We start from the raw sequence: 24,404 nt of genomic DNA, 5'->3' as shown, positions 1-24,404 counted from the left end.
ATTAAAAATTAACAAATCTAAGCTTATTGTATAGCCAAGTTTTAATTTAAAACTTGGCTATACATATAAGATTTATAAAATTGAAAACAGAAGTTATAAATAAATATAACTTATAAAATATAACTTATAAATTATAAAATAGGGGGTATGTATTATGGCTATTACAAAGGAAAGTATAGAATTTCATGGAACTCTAAGTGAATTATATAAATTGGCTAAAGAGGGAAAGATAAAAACAAATTTGCAGGGAAGCCATACACGTCCATGTAAATTTTGGACTGCTACTAAGGTTTTGAGTGGAATTAAAAATGCAGTTATACTTACCCATGGCCCCAGTGGCTGTGCTTATGGAGTAAAGCAGGCATATAAACTTACAAACTGTCGTAACAGTGGAGCTGCCTATGAACCAGTTGTAAGCACAAATATAGGTGAAAAGAATGTTATATATGGTGGGGAAAAAGAATTGGTAGGAGCCCTTAAGGAAGTTGATGAGAAATATAAACCTGATGTTATTTTTGCAGCAACAAGCTGTGCTACAGGAATTATAGGTGATAATGTAGATGAAATTATGGAGAAGATGGAACCGGAATTAAATGCTAAATTGATGTCTATACACTGTGAAGGCTTTTCAGGAGAATATAGAAGTGGTTTTGACCTTGTATTTAAACAGATAGTGAAGCTTATGGATAAACCTACTATTGAAAGTAGAACCGAAATGGAAAATACTGTTAATATTGTGGGCGGAAAAATGGGTGCTGAAAGAACAGAAGTAGATACAGATGTAAAAGAGTTAATAAGACTTATAAAAGGTATGGGTGCAAAGGTTAATTCTGTAATTGCTGGAGACTGTACTCTAGATGAACTTAAAAAAGCTCCTAGTGCAGCTGTTAATTGTGCACTATGCCTTGATATAGGATATGCTATTGGTAAATCTATGGAAGAAGAATTTGGAACACCTATTAATTCCACAATACTTCCTTATGGTATTGCTGCTACAGAAAGATGGATTATGGGAGCAGCTAAATATCTAAATATGGAAGAAGAGGCAGAAGCCTTGATGAAAAGAGAATATGCCGCAATAAAAGATGAATTTGAAGAAAGTAAGAAATTTCTAGAGGGTAAAATTGCCATTATAGAAGGACACGACGCTGTGAAGTGTTTGTCTATTGCACATATGTTGAAAAGTGATTTTGGAATGAGACCAATTATATTTAATTTCCATCCTTGGAGTACAGAAGCAAGACAGACAAGTATAGATTATCTATTGGAAACCGGCCTGGATCCTGAAATATTGATAACAAAAGGTACTCTTGCTTTTGGTAAATATGAATCAATGAAGCAGACAGAAGATGAACTATTGGCCTTTCTTGGGGGCATAGATTCAAAATCTGTAGTGTATTTTGGCTCCTCCTTAAGTTTCCCTAATATTCCTTTGGTAGACTTAAATGCCATATTAAATCGTCCTAGATTTGGTTATAGAGGGGCATTGAAAGTAGCAAAATGTATTAATACTGCATTAAGTTATTCTTCTAGACCTAGAAGTTCTCTATTTAAGAAAATAGTATTTCCAGAAGATTCAGGCTTGGCATCTGCTCAGGCTCTAACACCTAAATTAAGTCGGGATTTACCTGATTGTACTGTATATGCCCATAGAAGGAGGAGAGGCCAATGTATGATGAATTAAGCTTTGAGCAATGCAATCACAGTAAAGATCCAGTTGTAAGTTGTGCTTTGGAGGGAGTTGCCAGCATAATAGCTGGTATAGAAAATGCAAGTATTGTAATTCATTCACCTCAAGGCTGTGCAGCTACAGTAGGAGCAGCCTATGATGCTCATGAAATTGATTTTACAAAGCGAAAGATAGGATGTACACGTCTTTTTGAATCAGATGTAATAATGGGAGCTTCGAAAAAATTAAAAAACTTAATAAAAGATGCGGATAATACTTTTAATAGTAAAGTAATATTTGTGCTGGGGACTTGCGCTGCTGATATAATTGGGGAAGATTTAGAAGGCATATGCAGAGAAATGGAAGATGAGGTTAAAGCAAAACTAATTCCAATTATGGCAGGTGGTTTTCGTGGAAATAGTTATGACGGCATGAATATAGGTTTGAATTCACTTATACCATTTATAAAAAAAGCAGATGTAAGGAATGAAAAGAGTGTAAATATTATTGCACCTCAGGCTAATTTAAATCCTACCTGGTGGGCTGATTTAAAATGGGTAACGGGCGTTTTGAAAACTTTAGGTATCAAAGTTCAGACTGTATTAGCTAGAGATATATCTATTGATGAAATAGAAAATGCGGGATTGGCATCTGCTAATATTATTTTGAGCCATGATGTTGGATATGAATTTGCGCAAAGTATGGAAAAAATTCATGGTGTTCCATTAATTCTTGATGATATACCTTTACCTATTGGCTTAAAAAATACGGCTACATGGCTTCGAAGATTAGGTGAATATTTTAATGTAAGCGAAGAAGTGGAAAAAATAATAAATCCTGGTGAAGAATATGTTATAGATATTCTCAGAAAAAGAGCTTTAATGATGATTCCACGTTATCATAACTGTAGAATAGCTTTATCTGCTGATGCTACCATGGGTATTGGATTGTTAAGAATGCTATTTGAGGAATTGGAAATGATTCCAGAGACAATACTTATTAAATCTGATGCTCCTCAAATACGAGATTTATTAAGTAAAGAGCTGGATTCTCTGGGATTAAAATCTAAAGTGGCATTTGCAGTAGATGGATATCAGATAAAAGAGAGCTTAAAAAATATAGATGTAGATGCTGTATTTGGATCTTCCTGGGAAAAGTATATGGCAGAGGAAGTTGGAATTAAAATTGCTTTTGATGTATTAGCACCAACAAATATGGATGTCTATTTAGATAAAGCTTACTTTGGATATATGGGAATGTTGAATATTTTGGAAGTGGTTGCAAATGATTGGGAGAAAGCATTTCGCTCCAAGGAAATTAGTAGACAAAGAGATGTGTAAATTAAAACTACCGCTAGGCAAGCTTACATGGCACAGTGGTAGTTTTGTTATAACAAAAAAATATTGCTCAAATTATAAACTTGAGCAACATATCAAATAAAATAATAATCAAATAATTTAAACCTAATACAAATTATCATATATTTATTTAATTGTCAATTTTACGCGTATCTAAATCTAAACCTAAGCTTTCAATTTAAAATATCATATATAATACTTTTACAATTAAATTTGTCATATTAAATTAATTTATGTACATTAAATATTGTGCAGGTTAGAAAGGTGATTTTATGAAAGTTATGAATAATATTCAAGTAAAACATAAGGAAGCAATATCTATTCCGGCTTTAAAGGTTAAAAAAAGAGAAAATAAAAATCTTGTATTGATGGTATTGACTATCATATCTGTAGCTATTTTTTTAGTATCCTTTACTATTGGTAGATATGGAATTCCCTTATCTCAATTATTTAATATTGTAATAGGAAAACTTTTTAGCCTGCCAGTTACATGGACTAGAAGTGAAGAGATGGTATTATTCCAGGTGCGTATTCCTAGAATTTTTGCAGCTGTATTAATAGGAACTGCACTGTCAGCATCTGGAGCAGCTTATCAAGGTTTATTTAAAAATCCTATGGTTTCACCGGATATTTTGGGAGCTTCCTCTGGTGCTGGAGTAGGTGCAGTTATAGGAATAATGTTATCATTTAATAGTGTTGCCATACAATTTATGGCATTTATTATGGGACTTGCAGCTGTAATTCTTACATATAGTATAAGTTCTATCATTGGGAAAAATAAAACTTCAATTGTTCTTTTAGTATTAACTGGAATAGTAGTTTCAAATATATTTACAGCTATTATATCCATTACTAAATATGCAGCAGATCCGGATAATAAGCTTCCTGCAATTAGTTTTTGGCTTATGGGAGGTCTTTCAACTATTGATAATAGTGATCTTCTTATGTTTCTTGTACCCTTTATAATTGGTATTATTCCACTTATTATTTTAAGGTGGAAAATAAATATATTGTCTTTTGGCGATGAAGAGGCTAAGGCTTTAGGGGTTGACACTCGTAAAATTAGGATAATTATTATTGTGTGTGCTACTATGCTTACAGCGGCATCCGTGGCTATTGCAGGAATGATTTCATGGATTGGTCTCATAATTCCTCATATTGCACGTCTCATAGTGGGACCTAATTATAAGGTGCTTTTGCCTGTATCAATAATTATAGGAAGTAGTTTTTTATTATTGGTTGATGATTTTGCACGTAATATGTTCGCTATGGAGGTACCACTTGGTATATTAACTTCTATTATAGGTGCTCCGTTATTTTTGTACTTGCTGATAAAGGGCAAAAAAGCCTGGTCATAAAATATATATAGAAGGAGTACTTGATTATGCATGCAAGACCTAAATATCATGTTCTTATTTGCAATGGTACTAAATGTAATAAAATTCAGGATGGAGTATGTTATCAAAAAGGATCAGAGGATATAATTTCAAAATTCGATAAATTAATTGCTGAATATAATATGTCCAATGAAATACTAGTATCAAGTTGTGGATGTTTCAGAAATGGAATAACTAATAAAGGACCTAATATGGTTATATATCCGGAGGAAATCTGGTATAGTGGAGTTAGTATAGATGATGTAGATGAGATTATAGAGGTTCATCTGAAAAGTGGAAAAATAATAGAGAGACTTTTATCAAAATAAAAAAGTATTTCATATAATTATAGCAGCATCTACAATTACTGTTGATGGCAAGAATACATTAGAATAAAAGGTACTATCAAAATAATTAAAGGATGTATTCTGATACTACCTTTTATAAGTTTATAAAGATTTACAGGAATTGAGCCTTAAAACAAGCTTTGTTAAGTTTCTGCTATGATATGTCCCATTTCACTAGTGTCATATCCACCTATACCCAATATTTCCATCTTAAATTCTTTTGATTTAAGAATATCAAGAATGGCTTTTACTGTAGGGTGATTTATATCATCTTTTTTTATAATTAGATCATATTTTTCTTTCTGTATGGGAATAAAATCAATTCCATCAACCTGAGAAGAAGCCTTTTCATTACCAACACCTAAATCCGCACCACCACGAGCAATTGTGCTGGCAATTGCTAAATGGGAAATACATTCGTGATTATAGCCATTTATATTTTTACCTGAAATATTCATTTGTCGCAGATGCTCATCCAATAAGATTCTAGCACCACTACCCTTTTCACGATTTACAATAACAATATCTGATCTTGAAAAATCGTTCCAATCTTTTATACCCTTAGGGTTCCCATTTGCAACATAAAAACCTTGCATCCTTCCAACCAATCGTATTATAACAGCTGATACTCCGGGCAGCATTCTTTCAACATAAGGGACATTATATTCACCGGTTTTTCCATCCCACATATGTGCTGTTGCTACCTGAACTTTTCCGCAATACAATTCATATATGCCATTATAACTGCCTTCATAGGATCTTAAAACACGTTTTCCAGTAGGGTAAAATTCTAGATATCTACATAAAATATCTAGAATAGGATCTTGACCAGATATAACAAAACTGTATTCATCCATAGGTTCATCATTTTGTGACATTGCATCAGACAATGCTGGAGATATTAATATAGAAGAATTTGAAAAATCTGCAGTGGGAGTTTTTATGTTTTTTGTTTTGTTTTTATAGGCTTCTACATCTTTTAAATCAACACGAACTTTTTTTCCTACTCTATATGAGTTTATTGCATTTTTTTTAATTAAATCATATACAGTACTTTTTGAAATTTTTAATATATCCGCAACCTCTTGAGGTGTGAGCGCTGTATCTATATCTATATCCATATACCACAGTTCCTTCCATGATTGTTTTATCCATTTAAGAATAATCTTTCGAAATATAGTTTTATTAAATTAACTACTATTATATAAGATAATTATAAATCATTATAACATATATTATATGTTATTTTATATAGAATAATATTACATGTAATAAAAAAGTTAAAGAAATTAATAACTTAACTTAAAATAAACTATTGCCATAGAATAATTTATTAAATATGAAAATTATACATTTATAATTTAACTGGTGATGATGTAAATAAAATGCTCAATTCACAGCCATCGACTAATTAATATATAATTGAAGGATTAAAAGGGCGTTACAAAATAAAAGTTTTGTACATACTTTTTCTACATTGAAGTCAAAAGTGTTTTTTTATATCAAGAGATAATTATTAATACATTGATATGTTATATTTGAGAAAATTAATAATTTGATAGAAAATATGCTAAATTTATTGACTTTTGTTAAAAAATTACATATAATGAAAAGGAAGTATAAAATAATTAAATAATTATATGAAGAATAGTTATTGCGTTTAGCGACAACCGGGTTTGTGTAATTTAAAGGAGGAATATTAAATGAGACAGCTAGCTATCTACGGAAAAGGTGGAATTGGAAAATCAACTACTACACAAAATCTTACAGCAGGTTTAGTTGAAAGAGGTAAAAAAATAATGGTGGTGGGTTGTGATCCAAAGGCAGATTCAACAAGATTGCTTTTAGGTGGTCTTGCACAAAAGACAGTTCTCGATACATTAAGAGAAGAAGGGGAAGATGTTGAACTGGATTCAATATTGAAAGAGGGATACGCTGGAATCAAATGTGTTGAATCAGGTGGTCCAGAACCAGGAGTTGGATGTGCAGGAAGAGGAATAATAACTTCAATAAACATGTTAGAACAACTTGGAGCTTATACTGATGATTTGGATTTTGTATTTTATGATGTACTTGGAGACGTTGTCTGTGGTGGATTCGCAATGCCAATCAGAGAGGGAAAAGCTCAAGAAATATATATAGTAGCAAGTGGAGAAATGATGGCTCTATATGCAGCTAACAACATTTCAAAAGGTATCCAGAAATATGCTAAGAGTGGTGGGGTTAGACTTGGCGGTATTATTTGTAACAGCAGAAAGGTTGCAAATGAATATGAACTACTTGATGCATTTGCTAAAGAACTGGGAAGTCAATTAATACATTTCGTACCAAGAAGTCCATCAGTAACAAAAGCTGAAATAAATAAGAAGACTGTTATAGAGTATGATCCAACTTGTGCTCAAGCTGATGAATATAGGGAACTTGCAAGAAAAGTAGATGAAAATGATATGTTTGTCATACCAAAGCCAATGACTCAGGAAAAATTAGAACAAATATTAATGGAACATGGTCTTATTGACTAGTATAGGAGTCTATATAAATAGTTACCCATATAAACACTTCAATAAATCATTAATATAAAACTTTTCCATAAAATAAAAGGATGACTTAAAGTTGTCCTTTTATTTTATGGAAAATTATTGGATAAATAAATTTTAGGTTTTACTAAAAGCTGATATTTTTATTAATTTCATAATATAATAATTTTTCAGTATGTAGGAGGTAAGTCTTTCAGCTTTAAAAAACAATAAAAATAATGTAGAAGCACTCATATTATATTAGTAATATTAGAAAAAGCCTATGCTTTACAATAAATTAGCAATACCTTTGTGAATAAATGAAAATATGGATTTATCATTAAATATAGTATGAATTTTATTAATTTGTATTTATAAATTAATAAAATGATAATATTGCTAATAGCTATATTTACTGTATGTTTGATAAAAATCAATCAAAATATCGTTTTCATTAAACTTTTAATAAAAAATATAAAAAAACTTTGCTAAATTATCAAATTTTCTATTGTATTAATTATTATGTTGTGATATATTTTCATTAAGCTAAAAAACAACATAAGTTTAGCAGAAAAATATAGCATAAAACTTAATTAATTTTTAATTTTTAGGAGGAATGTTTAAATGAGACAGGTAGCTATTTATGGTAAAGGTGGAATAGGTAAATCAACTACAACACAAAACTTAACATCAGGTCTTCATGCAATGGGTAAGAAGATAATGGTAGTAGGTTGTGATCCTAAAGCAGATTCAACAAGATTACTTTTAGGAGGACTAGCTCAGAAATCAGTTCTTGATACATTAAGAGAAGAAGGAGAAGACGTAGAATTAGATTCTATATTAAAAGATGGATATGGTGGAATCAGATGCGTTGAATCAGGCGGTCCAGAACCAGGAGTTGGATGTGCAGGAAGAGGAATAATAACTTCAATAAACATGCTTGAACAACTTGGAGCTTACACAGATGATTTGGATTATGTATTCTACGATGTACTTGGAGACGTTGTTTGTGGTGGATTCGCAATGCCAATCAGAGAAGGAAAAGCTCAAGAAATATATATAGTAGCAAGTGGAGAAATGATGGCTCTATATGCTGCTAACAACATTTCAAAAGGTATCCAGAAATATGCTAAGAGCGGTGGAGTTAGATTAGGTGGTATCATCTGTAACAGCAGAAAAGTTGCTAATGAATATGAACTACTTGATGCATTCGCTAAAGAACTTGGAAGTCAATTAATACATTTCGTACCAAGAAGCCCAATGGTAACAAAAGCTGAAATAAATAAACAAACTGTTATAGAATTTGATCCTACTTGTGAGCAGGCTGAAGAATACAGAGAATTAGCAAGAAAAGTTGATGGAAACAAATTATTTGTTATACCAAAGCCAATGACTCAAGAAAGACTTGAAGAAATATTAATGCAATATGGTCTTATGGATCTATAAGATTGTATATAAATTTATTTAATTATAATGAGGGGTGAATTTCGTGAGCGAAAAATTAAAAGACGAGATTTTAGAAAAATATATACCTAAAACTAAAAAGAGCAGAAACGGTCATATAGTTATAAAAACTGAAGAAACACCAAATCCTGAAATAGTTGCTAACACAAGAACAATACCAGGAATAATTACAGCTAGAGGATGTGCTTATGCAGGTTGTAAGGGTGTTGTTATGGGACCAATAAAAGATATGGTTCATATAACTCACGGACCTATAGGATGTTCTTTCTATACTTGGGGTGGAAGAAGATTTAAGGCAAGACCAGAAAATGGAGATGGCTTAAACTTTAACGAATATGTATTCTCAACTGACATGCAGGAAAGTGACATAGTTTTCGGAGGAACTAACAAATTAACAGAAGCTGTACATGAGGCTTATGAAATGTTCCATCCAGCAGCTATAGGTATTTATGCAACATGTCCAGTTGGTCTTATAGGTGATGATATACTTGCAGTTGCTTCAACAACAAGTAAAGAACTTGGAATTCCAGTTCATGCTTTCAGCTGCGAAGGTTACAAAGGGGTATCCCAATCAGCAGGTCACCATATAGCAAACAATACTGTTATGGCTGATATCATTGGAAAAGGAAACAAGAAACAAGAAAAGTATTCTATAAACATATTAGGAGAATACAATATCGGTGGAGATGCTTGGGAAATGGATAGAGTCCTTGAAAAAATAGGCTACCATGTAAATGCAACTTTAACTGGTGATGCTAGTTATGAAAAAGTTCAAAATGCTGATAAGGCTGATTTAAATCTAGTACAGTGTCATAGATCCATAAACTATATTGCTGAAATGATGGAAACTAAATATGGTATTCCATGGATCAAATGCAATTTCATTGGTGTAGATGGAATAGTTGAAACACTTAGAGATATGGCTAAATGTTTTGATGATCCAGAACTTACTAAGAGAACTGAAGAAGTTATAGCAGAAGAACTTGCTGAAATTCAAGATGATTTGGCTTATTTCAAAGAAAAACTTAGTGGAAGAACAGCTTGTCTATATGTTGGAGGATCAAGATCCCACACATACATGAACATGCTTCAAAGCTTTGGTGTAGATACTTTAGTAGCTGGATTTGAATTTGCTCATCGTGATGATTATGAAGGTGACGAGATTCGTCCTACAATAAAAATTGATGCAGATAGTAAAAACATTCCTGAAATAACTGTTACTCCAGATGCAGAAAGATATCGTATTGTAATTTCAGAAGAAAAGGCAAAAAAACTTAGAGAAGACGGTGTCCCACTATCTTATTATGGCGGTATAGTTAAAGATATGGGAGATGGAACTACATTAATCGATGATATGAATCATCATGATATTGATGTAGTAATAGAAAAATTACATCCTGATATGTTCTTTGCTGGAGTAAAAGAAAAATATGTTATCCAAAAAGGTGGAATATTATCAAAACAGCTTCATTCATATGACTATAATGGTCCATATGCAGGATTTAGAGGTATAGTTAATTTCGGAAAAGAGCTTGTTAATGGTGTCTATACACCAGCATGGAAGCTTATAACACCACCTTGGAAAAAAAGTGCTTCAGCAGAAAGTAAAGTTGTTGTAGGAGGGGAAGAATAATGTTAGATGCAACATCAAAGGAAATAGTAGATAGAAAAGCATTAAGAATTAATCCAGCTAAAACTTGTCAACCAGTAGGAGCAATGTATGCGGCTTTAGGTATACACAATTGTCTTCCTCACAGTCATGGTTCACAGGGTTGTTGTTCTTACCATAGAACAGTACTTTCAAGACATTTTAAAGAACCAGCAATGGCTTCTACAAGTTCATTTACAGAAGGTGCCAGCGTATTCGGTGGTGGTTCTAATATAAAGACAGCTGTTAAGAATATATTTGCAATGTATAATCCAGATATAATAGCTGTTCATACAACTTGCTTATCTGAAACATTAGGAGACGATTTGCCTACTTATATCAGCCAAATGGAAGATGCTGGCAGCATACCTGAAGGTAAATTAGTTATCCATACTAATACACCAAGCTATGTTGGATCACATATTACTGGATTTGCTAACATGGTACAGGGTATAGTTAAATATTTAGCTGAAAATACTGATAAAAAGAATGGTAAAATAAATATAATTCCTGGATTTGTTGGTCCAGCTGACATGAGAGAAATAAAGAGATTGTTTGAAGCTGTAGGTGTTCCTTATACAATGTTCCCAGATACTAGTGGAGTATTAGATGGTCCAACTACAGGTGAATTCAAAATGTATCCAGAAGGTGGAGCAAAGCGTGAAGATATAGCTGATTCAGGAAATGCAGATCTTACTTTTGCACTTGGAAGTTATGCCTCAGAATTAGGTGCAAAAGAATTAGAAAAGAAATGCAAAGTTCCATTTAAAACATTAAAAACTCCTATTGGTGTTAGTGCTACAGATGATTTATTAATGGCTTTATCTGAAGCAACAGGCAAAGAAATACCAGCATCAATAGAAGAAGAAAGAGGTCAATTAATTGACTTAATGATCGATAGTCAGCAGTATCTTCAAGGTAAAAAAGTTGCATTAATTGGTGATCCTGATGAAATTATTGCACTTAGCAAATTTATAATAGAATTAGGAGCTATACCAAAGTATGTAGTTACTGGTACTCCTGGTGCTAAATTTGGAAAAGAAATCAATGCTATGCTTGCAGAAGCTGGTATAGAAGGCAGCAAAGTTAAAGCTGAAGGTGACTTCTTTGACATACACCAATGGATAAAAAATGAAGGTGTTGATCTATTAATATCAAACACTTATGGAAAATTCATTGCAAGAGAAGAAAATATTCCATTTGTTAGATTTGGTTTCCCAGTAATGGATAGATATGGACATTATTACAATCCAAAAGTTGGTTACAAAGGCGCAATACGTTTAGTAGAAGAAATAACTAACGTTATTCTTGACAAAATTGAAAGAGAATGTGCAGAAGAAGACTTTGAAGTAGTAAGATAAATTTTAGCTATTTACAAGCCTACTGCTAGTCTCATTAAGTATAAAAATTGTATTTTGATAAAAATATAATTGCCCAATTACTTTTATAAAAAATTGGCAGTGGCTATATATTGATAAATGCCCCATAGATTCAGGACGATTGCGGTATCGTCCTGAATCAAATTTTAATATAGGTAATTTTATAGGGTAATGTTATAATGATTAAAATTTTGGAGGTGCAGTTATTATGGAAAATAAAAAGAAGGATTTTTGTTATGATGATTCTACAATTGATGAATGCTTGGAATTAGTAGACAAGAATGAAGAAATTGTTGATGGCATTGAATACAAACCTGTAGTTCAAAAAAAAAAATTAGAGGTTATAGAACAAAGAGAAGAATCCGTTTATTACAATAAGAAAAGTGAAGGCGGATGTGGTGAGGGAGAATTCAAATGTGATTCAGCTAGTGTATCAGGTTCTGTAAGTCAAAGAGCTTGTGTGTACTGTGGAGCCAGAGTTGTTCTAAATCCAATAACTGATGCCTACCATTTGGTACATGGACCTATTGGTTGTGCCAGCTACACTTGGGATATAAGAGGAAGTCTAAGCAGCGGAGAAGAAGTATACAGAAACAGTTTTTCTACAGATTTAAGAGAAAAGGATGTTATATTTGGAGGAGAGAAGAAATTAACAGCAGCTATTGATGAAATAGTAGAAGCACATCACCCAAAAGTAATTTTTGTTTACTCCACTTGTATTGTAGGAGTTATAGGTGATGATACAGATGCAGTGTGTAAAGCAGCAGAAATAAAATACGGTATAAGAGTAATACCAGTTAAATCTCCTGGGTTTGCAGGAAGTAAATCTACTGGATATAAAGCAGCTTGCGATGCTCTTATGAAGCTTATGGGAGATAAAACTACAGATGAAAAGATTGATGGAATAAATTTCTTAGGCGATTTCAATTTAGCTGGAGAAATATGGATTGTAACTAATTATTTGAAAAAATTTGGTATAGATGTTGTAGCTAAGTTAACTGGGGATAGCAGCTATGATGAAATAATGAATGCCCCAAAAGCTAAACTTAATATAGTTCAATGTGCTGGATCTATGATGTATTTGGCAAAGATGATGGAAGAAAAGTTTGGAATACCTTATATCAAGGTTAGTTTCTATGGTGTTGAAGATACAAAGAATTCATTACTTAAAATAGCAGATATTTTAGGTACTGAAGATAAAATTAAGAAAGCAAAACAGTTCGTTTTAGAGGAAGAAAGTAAAATTGAAAAGGAACTGGATTATTATAGAGATAGATTAAAGGGAAAAAGAGCGGCAATATTTGTTGGTGGTGCGTTTAAAGCAATATCCCTAATAAAGCAATTTAGAAATCTAGGTATGGAAACCGTAATGGTTGGAACACAAACAGGTAAAAAAGATGATTATGAAATCATAAAAAGCATTACAAATGAGGGTACTGTAATATTAGATGATGCAAATCCTTATGAATTAGAAAAATTCATATTAGAACAGGGTGCAGATATATTGGTTGGCGGTGTTAAGGAAAGACCACTGGCTTATAAATTAGGTATAGCTTTCTGTGATCATAATCATGAGAGAAAGCATGCTTTAAGCGGTTATGTAGGATCATTAAATTTTGCTAAGGAAATTGATTCAACGATAAACAGTCCTGTTTGGAATTATGTTTAAAATATAAGTGGAGGTGATTATATTGAATAGTCGAAATTTTGTGAATTTAAATGTTAATCCATGTAAGATGTGCATGCCAATGGGTGGTGTTATGGCCTTTAAGGGCATAGAGGGAAATATGGTGATTTTACATGGCTCTCAAGGCTGCAGCACATATATTAGAAGGCATATGGCAACTCATTACAACGAGCCTATTGATATAGCTTCATCTTCGCTAACAGAAAATGGTACAGTATATGGTGGAACTAAGAATTTAAAATCAGGTTTAAAGAATATGATTAAGATGTATAATCCTAAAACTATAGGGGTAATGACAACTTGTCTTGCTGAAACTATAGGTGAAGATATAAAGAGGATTATATATGAATTCAGAGAAGAAGAAAAAGATAATAAAGAATATGAAAATATCAGAATAATAACTACTTCAACTCCTGGATATGGTGGAACACAGGCAGAGGGATATTTTAGAGCTTTGAGAAGTATTGTGGAACAAGTTTGTAAAAAACCTGAAACTGATGTGAAGAGTAAAAAGATAAATATAATTTGTGCAAATATAAATCCTGGAGATGTCAGAAACATACAAGAGATACTTGAAACTTTTGGAGTAGAGTACACTATGCTTCCAGATGTATCCAATACTTTGGATTCATCTCATAATGAGCAATATACAAGACTGCCTAAGGGTGGAACAAAGATAGAAGATATTGAAGAAATGGGCAGTGCAGCTGCTACTATAGAAATGGGTATGGCAGTACCAGATGATTATTCACCTGGACTGTATTTAAAAGAAGAATTTGGAGTACCCCTTTATAAATGTAATATTCCTATTGGACTTAGGAATACTGATGAATTTATGACTATAATTTCGAAAATAACTGGTATTGAGATGCCAGATAAATTAAAATTACAAAGAGGAAGATATCTGGATGCAATGATAGATAGCCATAAGTATAATGGCGAAGCTAGAGCTATCATTTATGGAGAACCAGAGCTTGTACTATCTATAGCTAAAACCTGTGCAGAAAATGGGGTATTAGTTAAACTTATTGCTACAGGATCAAAAAATAAAGAACTTAAACAACAACTGGAAAAAGAATTTGAAAGGCAGCTGGAAAAAGCTGTAATTTTAGATGATACTGACTTCGAAACAATAGAATCTTATGCTAAGGATTTTAATATAAATGTTATGATTGGAAATTCAGATGGAAGAAGAATGGCAGAGAGACTTGGTGTAAAAATAGTGAGAATAGGCTTCCCGGTTCATGATAGAGTTGGGGCTCAAAGACAAATATTCACAGGATATAACGGATCTGCATTTTTTATAGATTGCATTGCAAACACAATTCTTGAAGATAAAGAAAATACATTTAGGAAAGATTCTTATGACAAATTTTTCATTCCAAAAAAAGAAGGGGAAGATAATATGGAGCCAGTAAATAAACCAAAATCAATAGTAGAAGAACAAGTAGAAGAATTAGTGAAAGAAGAAAAAGTTCTTACAAATGAGGAGAAATCATGTACACATCCATGTTACGGCGATAATGCTCATAAATTTGCAAGAATGCATATACCTGTAGCACCAAAATGTAATATAAGCTGTAATTATTGTAGTAGAAAATATGACTGTGCTAATGAAAGCAGACCGGGGGTTACAAGTCAAGTACTTACTCCTGAACAGGCTTTAGAAAAATTTAAAGCAGTTAAAGCTAAGTTTAAAAATTTAACTGTTTTAGGTATAGCAGGACCGGGAGATGCACTAGCTAATTTTGATGCTGTTAAAGAATCTATAGAATTAATAAAGAAAGAAGATCCTAATATTACCTTCTGTATTTCCACAAATGGTTTAATGCTGCCATTTTTCGCTAATCAATTAATAGAATTAGGAGTATCTCATGTTACAGTAACAATGAATTCTGTAGATAAGAAAATAGGAGCTCAGATATATAGAGATGTTAACTATCTTGGAAAGAGATATACAGGAGAAGAAGCTGCTGAAATACTTATGAATAATCAGCTTTCAGGACTTAAATATCTATGTTCTAAAGGTGTTGTCTGCAAGGTTAATATTGTAATGATTAAGGGTATAAACGATACTCATATTCCAGAAGTCGTTAAAAAAGTTAAGGAATGCGGAGCATTTATGACTAATATTATGAAGCTTATACCTGTAAAAGAAAGTGCTTTTGGTAACATGCCTGAAACTTCTACTAAAGAATTAAATGACTTAAGAAAAGAATGTGAAATAGATATGAAGCAAATGTATCACTGCAAACAGTGTAGAGCAGATGCAATAGGTACACTAGGAAATGATTGTTCTGCTGACTTTTCAGATATAGTCCCAGCAGGAGATTGTAAATCAGGCTGCAGCAGTTCAGTAGTTGATGCATATCAATCTAAAGTTGAAGTTTCAGAGGAAACTCCAGTTAAAATGTCAAAATATAAATTTGCCATAGCATCTAAATCAGGTGTTGACATAGATCAGCATTTTGGTCAAGCTAAAGAATTCCAAATTTATTCTTATGAAGGAGGAGATATTAAATTTCTAGAGAGCAGGCATGTGGATAAATATTGTTCAGGCTCTGAGGAGTGCGAGGAAGCTGAGAATAAAATTTTAAAAATAGTAAACACTATTCATGACTGTGATGCTGTTCTTGCGCTGAGAGCGGGAATTGAACCAGTAAAGACTCTAGAGTCAAAAGGTATCAAGCTTATACAAATGTATGATTCAATTGACAAGGGAATAAAACGTGCTGTAGAAGAAATGTCAGCACTAAGTGGGAAGGAAGAAAAGGATGAAAGAGTCACTATTTAAAGGGTGGAAATTAACACTACTAGTTCTTAGTATTTTGATAGTAACTGTATTTACTGCAGCTTGTGGAAACAGTACTTCTGAAAATAATGCAGCTAATAATACAGCTTCTGGAAGTAAGGAACCTCCTAAACAGATTACTGTATTTGCAGCAGCCAGCTTAACTGAAAGTTATACTGAAATAGGTAAGCAAATTGAAAAGGATAAAAATATTAAGGTTACATTTAATTTTGCAGGTAGTCAGCAATTAGTTGCTTCTATTAATCAGGGAGTTAATGCAGATGTATTTGCATCAGCTGATACAAAAAACATGAAGACTTTAACAGATGCTAAAAAAGTTGATAAAGATGTTATTTTTGCTAAGAATCAGCTAGTTATAGCAAAAAATAAGTCCAGTAATGCATCAATAAATTCTTTAGCAGACCTGGGTAAGGATGGAGTGAAACTAGTAGTAGGAGATAAATCTCTACCAGCTGGAAACTATTTCTATAAAGCTTTAGATGCTGCTAAAGCTGACAATGCAATAGACCAGGCTACTTATGACAAGATAATAAAAAATATAAAGAGCCAGGAATTGAATGTAAAAGATGTTGTAAGTAAAGTAAAACTTGGAGATGCAGATGCTGGTGTTGTCTACAAGACAGATGCAAATAATCAAAAAGAATTACAAGTTATAACTGACAAGGAATTTTCAAAATTACAGGTAGATTATCCTATAGCAGTAGTAAGTGATTCAAAGAATAAGACAGCAGCTCAAGAGTTCATTGATTATGTTACTACTGGTAAAGGAAAAGATATTTTAAAGCAATATGGTTTTTCAGTAAAGTAATTTAATATATCTAAAATGTATTTAAGGAAATAACAGGTCAAAGTATAATATATTGATTTGTTATTTTTTTAATTACATATAATATATTTTATTATGACTATTTTATATAGTGTAGCAATATATAAAATGTGATATAATAATGACGTTAAGAGTAAATTTATTATTTAATATACTGTTGTATCATAATTCTACTGATTAATAAGATTATATTAATTAATAAAATGATATTAATTAATATAAAATAACATTAAAGAATATAACTTTAATTATTTTGCAAATGTACATATTAGGAGGTAATATTATATATGGAGAATAATGAAAAAGTACTACAAAATTCCAATAATATATCTTCTCATGGTGATGAAAAGACTAAATTTTATTTTTTTGAGAAAGTATTAGCTCCTGTTTTTTTTATTTTAGCTGTTATATATTTATTGATGCTTATATTTCCAATACTTTCAATGATGAAGTATTCAGGAGGATCCTATATTATTCAGACACTTTATAACTCAGATAATATAAAGACTGTGATTTTAAGCTTTACTACTTCTCTAATAGCACTCATATTTACTTTTATTATAGGAACTCCAACAGCTTTTTGGATACATTTTGTGAAAAATAAAAATATATCCAAGATATTAGATATATTTGTAGAAATTCCTATAGTATTGCCACCAGCAGTAGCTGGTATTGCTTTGCTGCTAACTTTTGGTAAAAACGGTATTATAGGTAGTTTCTTAACCAGTCATGGAATAAATATTATATTTACTTCTACAGCGGTAGTAATTGCACAATTTTTCGTGTCTTCTGCCCTTTATGTAAGAGTTCTTAGGGATTCTATCAAATCAGTGCCAATTGAACTTTTTGAAGTAAGTTATGTATTGGGGGCAGGGAAAATTGAAACAATTATTAAAATTATGCTGCCAATGCTTAAAAAATCAGTTATATCTGGACTTATTTTAGCCTGGATAAGGTCACTAGGAGAATTTGGTGCCACTTTAATGTTTGCAGGAAATATCATAGATAAAACAAGAACTATACCACTTCAAATTTATACTTATATGCAGGATGATATTAAAATGGCCACAGCTTTTGCCACGATTTTGTATATAATGACTTTTGTGTTGTTATTAGTAGTTAGACTTAGCGTTAAGGATGATGATTAGTAAGAAGGTGTTTATATGGCTATTATAGTTAATGAAGTTAAGAAGAATATTATAGATAGAACTATACCAGAGTTGGTGAAAAAATTTACCAATCTTAGTAATGAAGATGCGGCATGTTTCTTAGAACTATTGGCCAAGGTCGGTGTAGATTTATTTGAAATTGATAAAGCTACCATAGATAAAATAGATAAGTTACCAATTCATTTAGAGTATATTTATAGGATTAAAGCTGTAAAAGATATAGAATGTTTGAATAGGTATAATTTTAAATATGTAGTTTTAGATTATAGAACTGCTTTAGGGTGCTCAGAGGAATTTAAAGACAAGCTGAAAGAAAACTGGATAATATTGCAAATAGATATTAAGGATTTAGATAAATTATATATGGATGAAAATAACAAGATATTTTATATATATAAAATATGCTGTTTGAGAATAAATGATGTAAATAGAATGGATTTTGAAGGCAGAGATAAATTGATAAAAGATATAAAAGCAAATTTTTCTGTATTAGTGGATTTCTGTGCTAGTAATAAATATTATATGGCTACGTCCATAATTATAGATGCCTGTATAGAAGGTAGTGATTTTATTACTACTGAATTTAACAGTAAGAATTATGCCTCAATGGAGGAAGTGATTTTAGCACTTAAAGTAATTAAGAATGGTGAAGTATGTGGTGATTTAAAATTAATAAGTGAACTTACTAATATATATGAGAAAATCACTGGAAAAAAGATTTATTCAATGAAGCCTATATTGGGAGAAGATATTTTTAAATACGAATCCGGAATACATGCCGATGGTATAGCTAAAAATCCTAAAAATTATGAGCCCTTTAATCCAGAACTTATAGGAGCACATAGAAAATTGTATATTGGAAAACACTCGGGAAAAAGAGCTTTAATAGTAAAATTTAAAGAACTTAAATTAGATTATAGTAATATTGATATGGACTTATTTTTAGAAAATGTAAGGGAAAAAAGTATAGAAATGAAAAGAAATGTTTTAGATGAAGAGATAGTTAAAATGTATGAAATATGTTTAAGTAAAAGGGATAGTAACCATTAGGTTAAGATATCTAATTAATAGAAATTATTGAAGGTGATGGTTATATGGGTATTAATATAGTAGATACTACATTAAGAGATGGAGAACAAAAAGCTGGTATAGCTTTAAGTGTAGATGATAAAGTAGAGATAGCTAAGCTTATCAGTGAAATGGGAGTATATCAAATAGAGGCGGGAATACCTGCTATGGGCGGCGATGAAAAATTAAGTGTAACAAAAATTGCAGCTTTGGGACTTAAGAGTAAAATAGCAGCCTGGAATAGAATGAGTACTGAAGATATTGATACTTCCATAGAGTGTGGAGTCGATATAATTCATATATCTTCACCTGTATCAGATCTACAGATAAAATCAAAATTAGAGAAAGACAGAACCTGGATTATAGAAAATTTAAAAAAGTCTGTTGCCTATGCAAAAGATAAAGGTTATGATGTAACTGTAGGTTTAGAAGATTCTTCTAGAGCAGATCTTGATTTTTTTATTAAATTATGTAAAATGGTTTATGATTTAGGTGTTGAAAGAGTAAGATATGCGGATACTGTAGGGATTATGGAACCTAAAGAACTTTTTAACCAGATAAAAAGAATAAGAAATGCAGTGCCAATAGATATAGAAATACACATTCATAATGATTTTGGAATGGCAATTGCCAATTCTTTGGCAGCAATTGAAGCTGGGGCAAAATATGCCGATTGTACTATTACAGGTATGGGAGAGCGGGCAGGCAATTGTGATTTTTCAAAATTTGCCAAGGTCATTTATGAACTTACAGGTGAAAAATTGTGGCATGGAAAATTTGAAGATTTAATTGAAAAAGAACAGCAGATAAAAAAAATAATAAAGTTGGATCAGTAATCTTTTAGTTTATTGGTCTAACTTTATTATTTTGTGGTATAATAAAGTTGTATATGAAATCGTTAGCATTAATGTATTATTATGTATAAATTGCAATCTAGATAATATAGATTTTATTGCAGTGATATGTAACTGGACAATTTAATCTGGATTTAGTGGTAGTATCAATTTGTAACTGAGCTTAGATTTATTCATATTTAAGGCGTATGAAACTAAATAGTAAGTCAAAGATGCGACGTATATTTTGAATCCAACAAGGAAACATGTTCCGAAGATAGTGGGCTATCTAAGGGTTTTGTTGGCGTGGTAGGATTCAAAATAGACTAGCATACTGACTAGTTATTTATTGAATATACCTAAATTAATTATATGGAGGTAAGCATTATGATTGACATTCCTTATTCAACAAAAACACTGAAAATAAATATAGAAGATAAAAATTTAAAGGGGATATTGGTATCTAAAGCGGAGGATTACAAAGTTAATGGCTCACAGGAGCATATAGTAAATAGAGCACTTGATAACTGTATAGGAAGCAAAAGCTTAGAGGAACTGGTAAAAGATAAAAATAACATGGTTATTATAACTAGTGATCACACAAGGCCGGTTCCCAGCAGTATTACTATGCCTATTTTACTTAATAGGATAAGAAAGATAAATCCCAATATTGATATAACTATACTTATTGCTACCGGGTTTCATAGGCCGACAAATAGGGAAGAAATGATAAATAAATTTGGGAAAAATATAGTAGAGAAAGAAAAAATTATAAATCATATTTCTACTGATGAAAGTAGTTTAGTAAATGTTGGTGTATTGCCCTCAGGCGGACAGCTTTTATTGAATAAATTAGCAGTGGAAACAGAATTATTAATAGCAGAAGGCTTTATTGAACCTCATTTTTTTGCAGGATTTTCAGGAGGAAGAAAAAGTATTTTACCAGGTATAGCATCGGCAAATACTATAATGGCAAATCATTGCTCAGAATTTATTAATAATGAGTATGCTAGAACTGGAGTAATAGACAATAACCCTATTCATAAAGATATGCTGTATGCTGCTGAAAAGGCAAAATTGGCATTTATTTTAAATGTGGTTATAGATGCTGACAAAAATATCATAAATGCTTTTGCTGGTGATAGCAAGCTGGCTCATGAAGCAGGTTGCAAATTTCTTATGAAGCTTTCCAGTGTAAAAAAAATAGATGCCGACATTGTAGTTTCCAGTAATGGAGGATATCCTTTGGATCAAAACATATATCAGGCAGTTAAGGGGATGACAGCGGCTGAAGCTACCTGTAGAAAAGGTGGAGTTATTATTATGATAGCAGCCTGTAATGATGGTCACGGTGGTGAATCCTTTTACCATACTATTGTCAATTCAAAAGGTCCCAAGGAACTTCTTGAAAGAATATTAAAGGTCCCTAGAAATAAAACTATACCAGATCAATGGGAAATTCAAATTTTAGCAAGAATTTTAAGTAACTACACTGTAATTATGGTTACAGATATGTGTGATGCTAATATGATAAAAGATATGCATATGGAGCATGCCTATAATTTTGAGGATGCTTTAAAGAGGGCCTATGATATAAAGGGTAAGGATGCAGAAGTGGTAGTTATTCCCAATGGGGTGGCTGTAGTTGTGAGAAATGATTAATTGATTCATCATAGTGAGAAAGGACGAATTAAAGTATTGATTAGTTGCTTCTTTGAAGATGACTTAATATATGATATAATTTTAATGAAATAAAATTATTTTAAATGCATATTTAAGGGGGATTAATATGAGTATTGATAAATTAGGTAAACAAAAAAAAATTGCATTAGTTGCTCATGATAATAGAAAAGAAGATTTAATAAGTTGGGCAGATCAGAATAAAGATATTTTATGTAAACATTTTCTGTGCGGAACTGGTACTACTGCAAAGCTTATTTCTGAAAGAACTGGTTTAGAAGTAAAGGGTTTTAAAAGCGGACCTATGGGAGGGGATCAGCAAATTGGTGCAAGCATAGTTAATGAAGAAATAGATTTTATGTTCTTTTTCTGGGATCCATTAACATCACAACCCCATGATCCAGATGTAAAAGCTCTTCTTAGAATTTCTGTTCTATATGATATTCCTATAGCTATGAGTAGATCTACAGCGGATTTCTTATTAAAATCTCCTATTATGGGTGAGGAATATGATAGACATGTAATAGATTATTATAATAGAATAAGAAAAGATAATTTTTAGATGTATAATTCAATTTTAATCTAATGTGGGGAATTCTCCTATCCTCTATAGGTGGGAGATGGATAGTACATTAATATAAATGGTTGGATACTATTTATATTAAATTGTACACTTCATTTATGCCGATAAACATGTCGCAGTAAAGTGAACTCGTTTCAGCAAGCTGAAACATCGGTAAATCAGGTGGGGAGTCTACCCCACCTGATTGGAAAATCCCACCTTCGCTTAGAGGTGGAGGTCTGAGCCTTTCAGTCAGGAAAAGATAAAATGGATAATTGGTGAAGTTTACATACATAATGCTTTGATAATATAAATATTTTAATGCGATGTTTGATTTAATAAGGCATATGAAAATAAATAGTAAGTCAAAGATGCGACGGATATTTTGAATCATACAAGGAAACAGGTTCCGATGATAGTGAGCTATCTGAGGGTTCTGTTGACGTAGTAGGATTCAAAATAGACTAGCATACTGACTAGTTATTTATTTGAATGTGCCTAAGTACTGATAAATTTTATTTAAGTACATATTGATTCATGCATCGCATTATTTATTTTTTATATTGTGATATCTTTACATATGTTTAATATTTACATAAAGAAAAAATGGTATTCTGAACATATTGAAAAAATTATTGGAGATGTAATGTTAATGGAAAGAATATGTAAATACCTATATGTAATATCTCTAGATGGATTATCTACCTTAGACTTTGAATATATAAGTACTTTATCAAATTTTAAAAGTTTTATAGACTCATCAGCCTATTGTAAAAATGTCTATAGTGTATACCCTACACTGACATATCCAGCTCATGCAAGCATTGTTACAGGTAGGTACCCTAAAAATCATGGCATAGTAAATAATACATTACTACAGTTAAATAGAAAATCTCCTGATTGGTATTGGCATAGTAAAAATATAAAGGGAGATACAATTTATGATTTAGCTGTGAAAAATGGAATGGTAGTAGGTGCCTTGTTGTGGCCAGTAACGGCAAAAGCTAAAATACAATATAATATGCCAGAAATTTTTGCTAATAGACCTTGGGAAAACCAGATAATAGTTTCATTATTTAATGGAAACCCTATATTTCAGTACCAGTTGAACAAAGAATTTGGACATCTAAGAGATGGAATAAAACAACCCAATCTTGATAATTTTACCCATCAATCATTACTATATACCATAAAAAATAAAAATTTAGATTTAACTTTAGCCCATTATACGGATTTAGATAGTACAAGACATAAATATGGATTTTATTCTGAGGAAGCAAAGCTTGCTTTGAAAAGGCATGATAAGAGGATTGGAGAGATAGTGCAGACTCTTAAAGATAAGGGAATATATGAAGAAAGTACAATTATACTTTTAGGAGATCACAGTAGTATAGATGAGAATAAGATAATTGATCTCAATGTACTTTTAAGGGAAAAAGGATATATTCAGGTGGATGGTAAAGGAAAAATATTAGACTATAAAGCCATAGTTAAAAATTGTGACGGTTCAGCCTATATATATACAAAAGGTGTGGATGAGGGGATGCTGAAGGAAATCCTACAAAAATTCAATGACAAATATGACTGTATAGAGGCAATTTATTCAAGAGAAGAAGCTATAGATTTTGGAGCAGATCCTGAATGTTATCTTATGCTTGAAGCAAAGGAGGGATACTATTTTCAAGATGGGATAGCTGGAGAAATAATAAAAGAAGTAAATAGTGATAGTATAGAAAATGGTGAGGGGTATACTCTTTCTACTCATGGATATTCACCCTTCAAGAATGACTATACTACTGTATTTATAGCAGCTGGTAGGGGGATAAAAAAGGGAAACATTATTGAAAAAATGAATCTTGTAGATGAAGCACCAACTATTGCTAAACTGTTAGGATTAGAAATTCAAAATGTTGATGGAAAAGTTGTAGATGATTTAATTGAAGAAGGGGCTGTCTCAAAAGGAATAAATATTCATTAAATTTGAGAATATCTTCATTATTTTATTCAGAA

The 24,404-nt window shown here is 31.7% G+C and carries 18 protein-coding genes; 17 read left to right on the top strand and 1 reads right to left on the bottom strand.

Features of this window, described 5'->3' with window-relative positions; genetic code table 11:
- The first annotated feature begins 154 nt into the window (after nt 1-154).
- From CLOPA_RS16380 to CLOPA_RS16365, 4 genes are all read left to right on the top strand, one after another.
- A complete protein-coding gene (locus CLOPA_RS16380; RefSeq protein ID WP_015616544.1) occupies nt 155-1,684 on the top strand; it encodes a nitrogenase component 1 in 1,530 nt (509 codons plus the stop codon).
- Nucleotides 1,669-3,009 carry a nitrogenase component 1 gene (locus tag CLOPA_RS16375; protein WP_015616543.1) on the top strand — a complete coding sequence of 447 codons (1,341 nt, stop codon included), beginning with the start codon at nt 1,669-1,671 and terminating at the stop codon, nt 3,007-3,009. The genes CLOPA_RS16380 and CLOPA_RS16375 overlap by 16 nt, the downstream gene beginning before the upstream one ends.
- 290 nt (nt 3,010-3,299) lie before the next feature.
- Nucleotides 3,300-4,385, top strand: coding sequence for a FecCD family ABC transporter permease (locus CLOPA_RS16370; protein WP_015616542.1), 1,086 nt, complete (start codon nt 3,300-3,302; stop codon nt 4,383-4,385).
- A gap of 26 nt (nt 4,386-4,411) precedes the next feature.
- Nucleotides 4,412-4,732: a (2Fe-2S) ferredoxin domain-containing protein gene (locus tag CLOPA_RS16365; protein WP_015616541.1), complete on the top strand. Its 321-nt coding sequence runs from the start codon at nt 4,412-4,414 to the stop codon at nt 4,730-4,732.
- Nucleotides 4,733-4,893: 161 nt separating this feature from the next.
- On the opposite strand, the gene CLOPA_RS16360 is transcribed toward CLOPA_RS16365, so the two are convergent.
- On the bottom strand, nt 4,894-5,871 hold the full coding sequence (locus CLOPA_RS16360) for a helix-turn-helix transcriptional regulator (protein WP_015616540.1): 978 nt from the start codon (nt 5,869-5,871) through the stop codon (nt 4,894-4,896).
- A 582-nt stretch (nt 5,872-6,453) separates the two neighbouring features.
- Between CLOPA_RS16360 and nifH (CLOPA_RS16355) the strand changes: the two genes are divergently transcribed.
- The 13 genes from nifH (CLOPA_RS16355) to CLOPA_RS16295 all read left to right on the top strand — a co-directional run bounded on the left by nifH (CLOPA_RS16355) (nt 6,454) and on the right by CLOPA_RS16295 (nt 24,372).
- Nucleotides 6,454-7,272, top strand: coding sequence for a nitrogenase iron protein (nifH, locus tag CLOPA_RS16355; protein WP_015616539.1), 819 nt, complete (start codon nt 6,454-6,456; stop codon nt 7,270-7,272).
- Nucleotides 7,273-7,890: 618 nt separating this feature from the next.
- Nucleotides 7,891-8,712, top strand: coding sequence for a nitrogenase iron protein (gene nifH, locus CLOPA_RS16350; RefSeq protein ID WP_015616538.1), 822 nt, complete (start codon nt 7,891-7,893; stop codon nt 8,710-8,712).
- A gap of 43 nt (nt 8,713-8,755) precedes the next feature.
- Nucleotides 8,756-10,363, top strand: coding sequence for a nitrogenase molybdenum-iron protein alpha chain (gene nifD, locus CLOPA_RS16345; protein WP_015616537.1), 1,608 nt, complete (start codon nt 8,756-8,758; stop codon nt 10,361-10,363).
- A complete protein-coding gene (gene nifK, locus CLOPA_RS16340; protein ID WP_015616536.1) occupies nt 10,363-11,739 on the top strand; it encodes a nitrogenase molybdenum-iron protein subunit beta in 1,377 nt (458 codons plus the stop codon). Before nifD ends, nifK begins: the two co-directional genes overlap by 1 nt.
- A 226-nt stretch (nt 11,740-11,965) precedes the next feature.
- Nucleotides 11,966-13,426 carry a nitrogenase iron-molybdenum cofactor biosynthesis protein NifE gene (gene nifE / locus CLOPA_RS16335; protein WP_015616535.1) on the top strand — a complete coding sequence of 487 codons (1,461 nt, stop codon included), beginning with the start codon at nt 11,966-11,968 and terminating at the stop codon, nt 13,424-13,426.
- Between the two features lie 22 nt (nt 13,427-13,448).
- Complete coding sequence (nifB, locus tag CLOPA_RS16330; RefSeq protein ID WP_015616534.1) at nt 13,449-16,238, top strand: nitrogenase cofactor biosynthesis protein NifB; 2,790 nt, start codon at nt 13,449-13,451, stop codon at nt 16,236-16,238.
- The gene (gene modA, locus CLOPA_RS16325) at nt 16,219-17,064 is read left to right on the top strand and encodes a molybdate ABC transporter substrate-binding protein (RefSeq protein WP_015616533.1); all 846 of its coding nucleotides are present in this window, start codon (nt 16,219-16,221) and stop codon (nt 17,062-17,064) included. Before nifB ends, modA begins: the two co-directional genes overlap by 20 nt.
- 305 nt (nt 17,065-17,369) lie before the next feature.
- On the top strand, nt 17,370-18,230 hold the full coding sequence (locus CLOPA_RS16320; RefSeq protein ID WP_015616532.1) for an ABC transporter permease: 861 nt from the start codon (nt 17,370-17,372) through the stop codon (nt 18,228-18,230).
- Nucleotides 18,231-18,245: 15 nt separating this feature from the next.
- Nucleotides 18,246-19,301, top strand: a complete 1,056-nt coding sequence (locus CLOPA_RS16315) for a homocitrate synthase/isopropylmalate synthase family protein (protein ID WP_015616531.1) — start codon at nt 18,246-18,248, stop codon at nt 19,299-19,301.
- A 44-nt stretch (nt 19,302-19,345) separates the two neighbouring features.
- Complete coding sequence (locus CLOPA_RS16310) at nt 19,346-20,155, top strand: isopropylmalate/homocitrate/citramalate synthase (protein ID WP_015616530.1); 810 nt, start codon at nt 19,346-19,348, stop codon at nt 20,153-20,155.
- 384 nt (nt 20,156-20,539) lie between these two features.
- Nucleotides 20,540-21,814 carry a nickel-dependent lactate racemase gene (larA, locus tag CLOPA_RS16305; RefSeq protein WP_015616529.1) on the top strand — a complete coding sequence of 425 codons (1,275 nt, stop codon included), beginning with the start codon at nt 20,540-20,542 and terminating at the stop codon, nt 21,812-21,814.
- Between the two features lie 127 nt (nt 21,815-21,941).
- Complete coding sequence (locus CLOPA_RS16300; protein WP_015616528.1) at nt 21,942-22,394, top strand: methylglyoxal synthase; 453 nt, start codon at nt 21,942-21,944, stop codon at nt 22,392-22,394.
- Nucleotides 22,395-23,046: 652 nt separating this feature from the next.
- Nucleotides 23,047-24,372 (top strand): ectonucleotide pyrophosphatase/phosphodiesterase, encoded by a 1,326-nt coding sequence (locus tag CLOPA_RS16295; RefSeq protein WP_041710935.1) that lies wholly within the window; start codon nt 23,047-23,049, stop codon nt 24,370-24,372.
- Nucleotides 24,373-24,404: the final 32 nt, after the last annotated feature.

Source organism: Clostridium pasteurianum BC1 (assembly GCF_000389635.1).
Taxonomy (GTDB): Bacteria; Bacillota; Clostridia; order Clostridiales; family Clostridiaceae; genus Clostridium_I; species Clostridium_I pasteurianum_A.
This window is presented reverse-complemented; position numbering and strand designations above follow the sequence as displayed.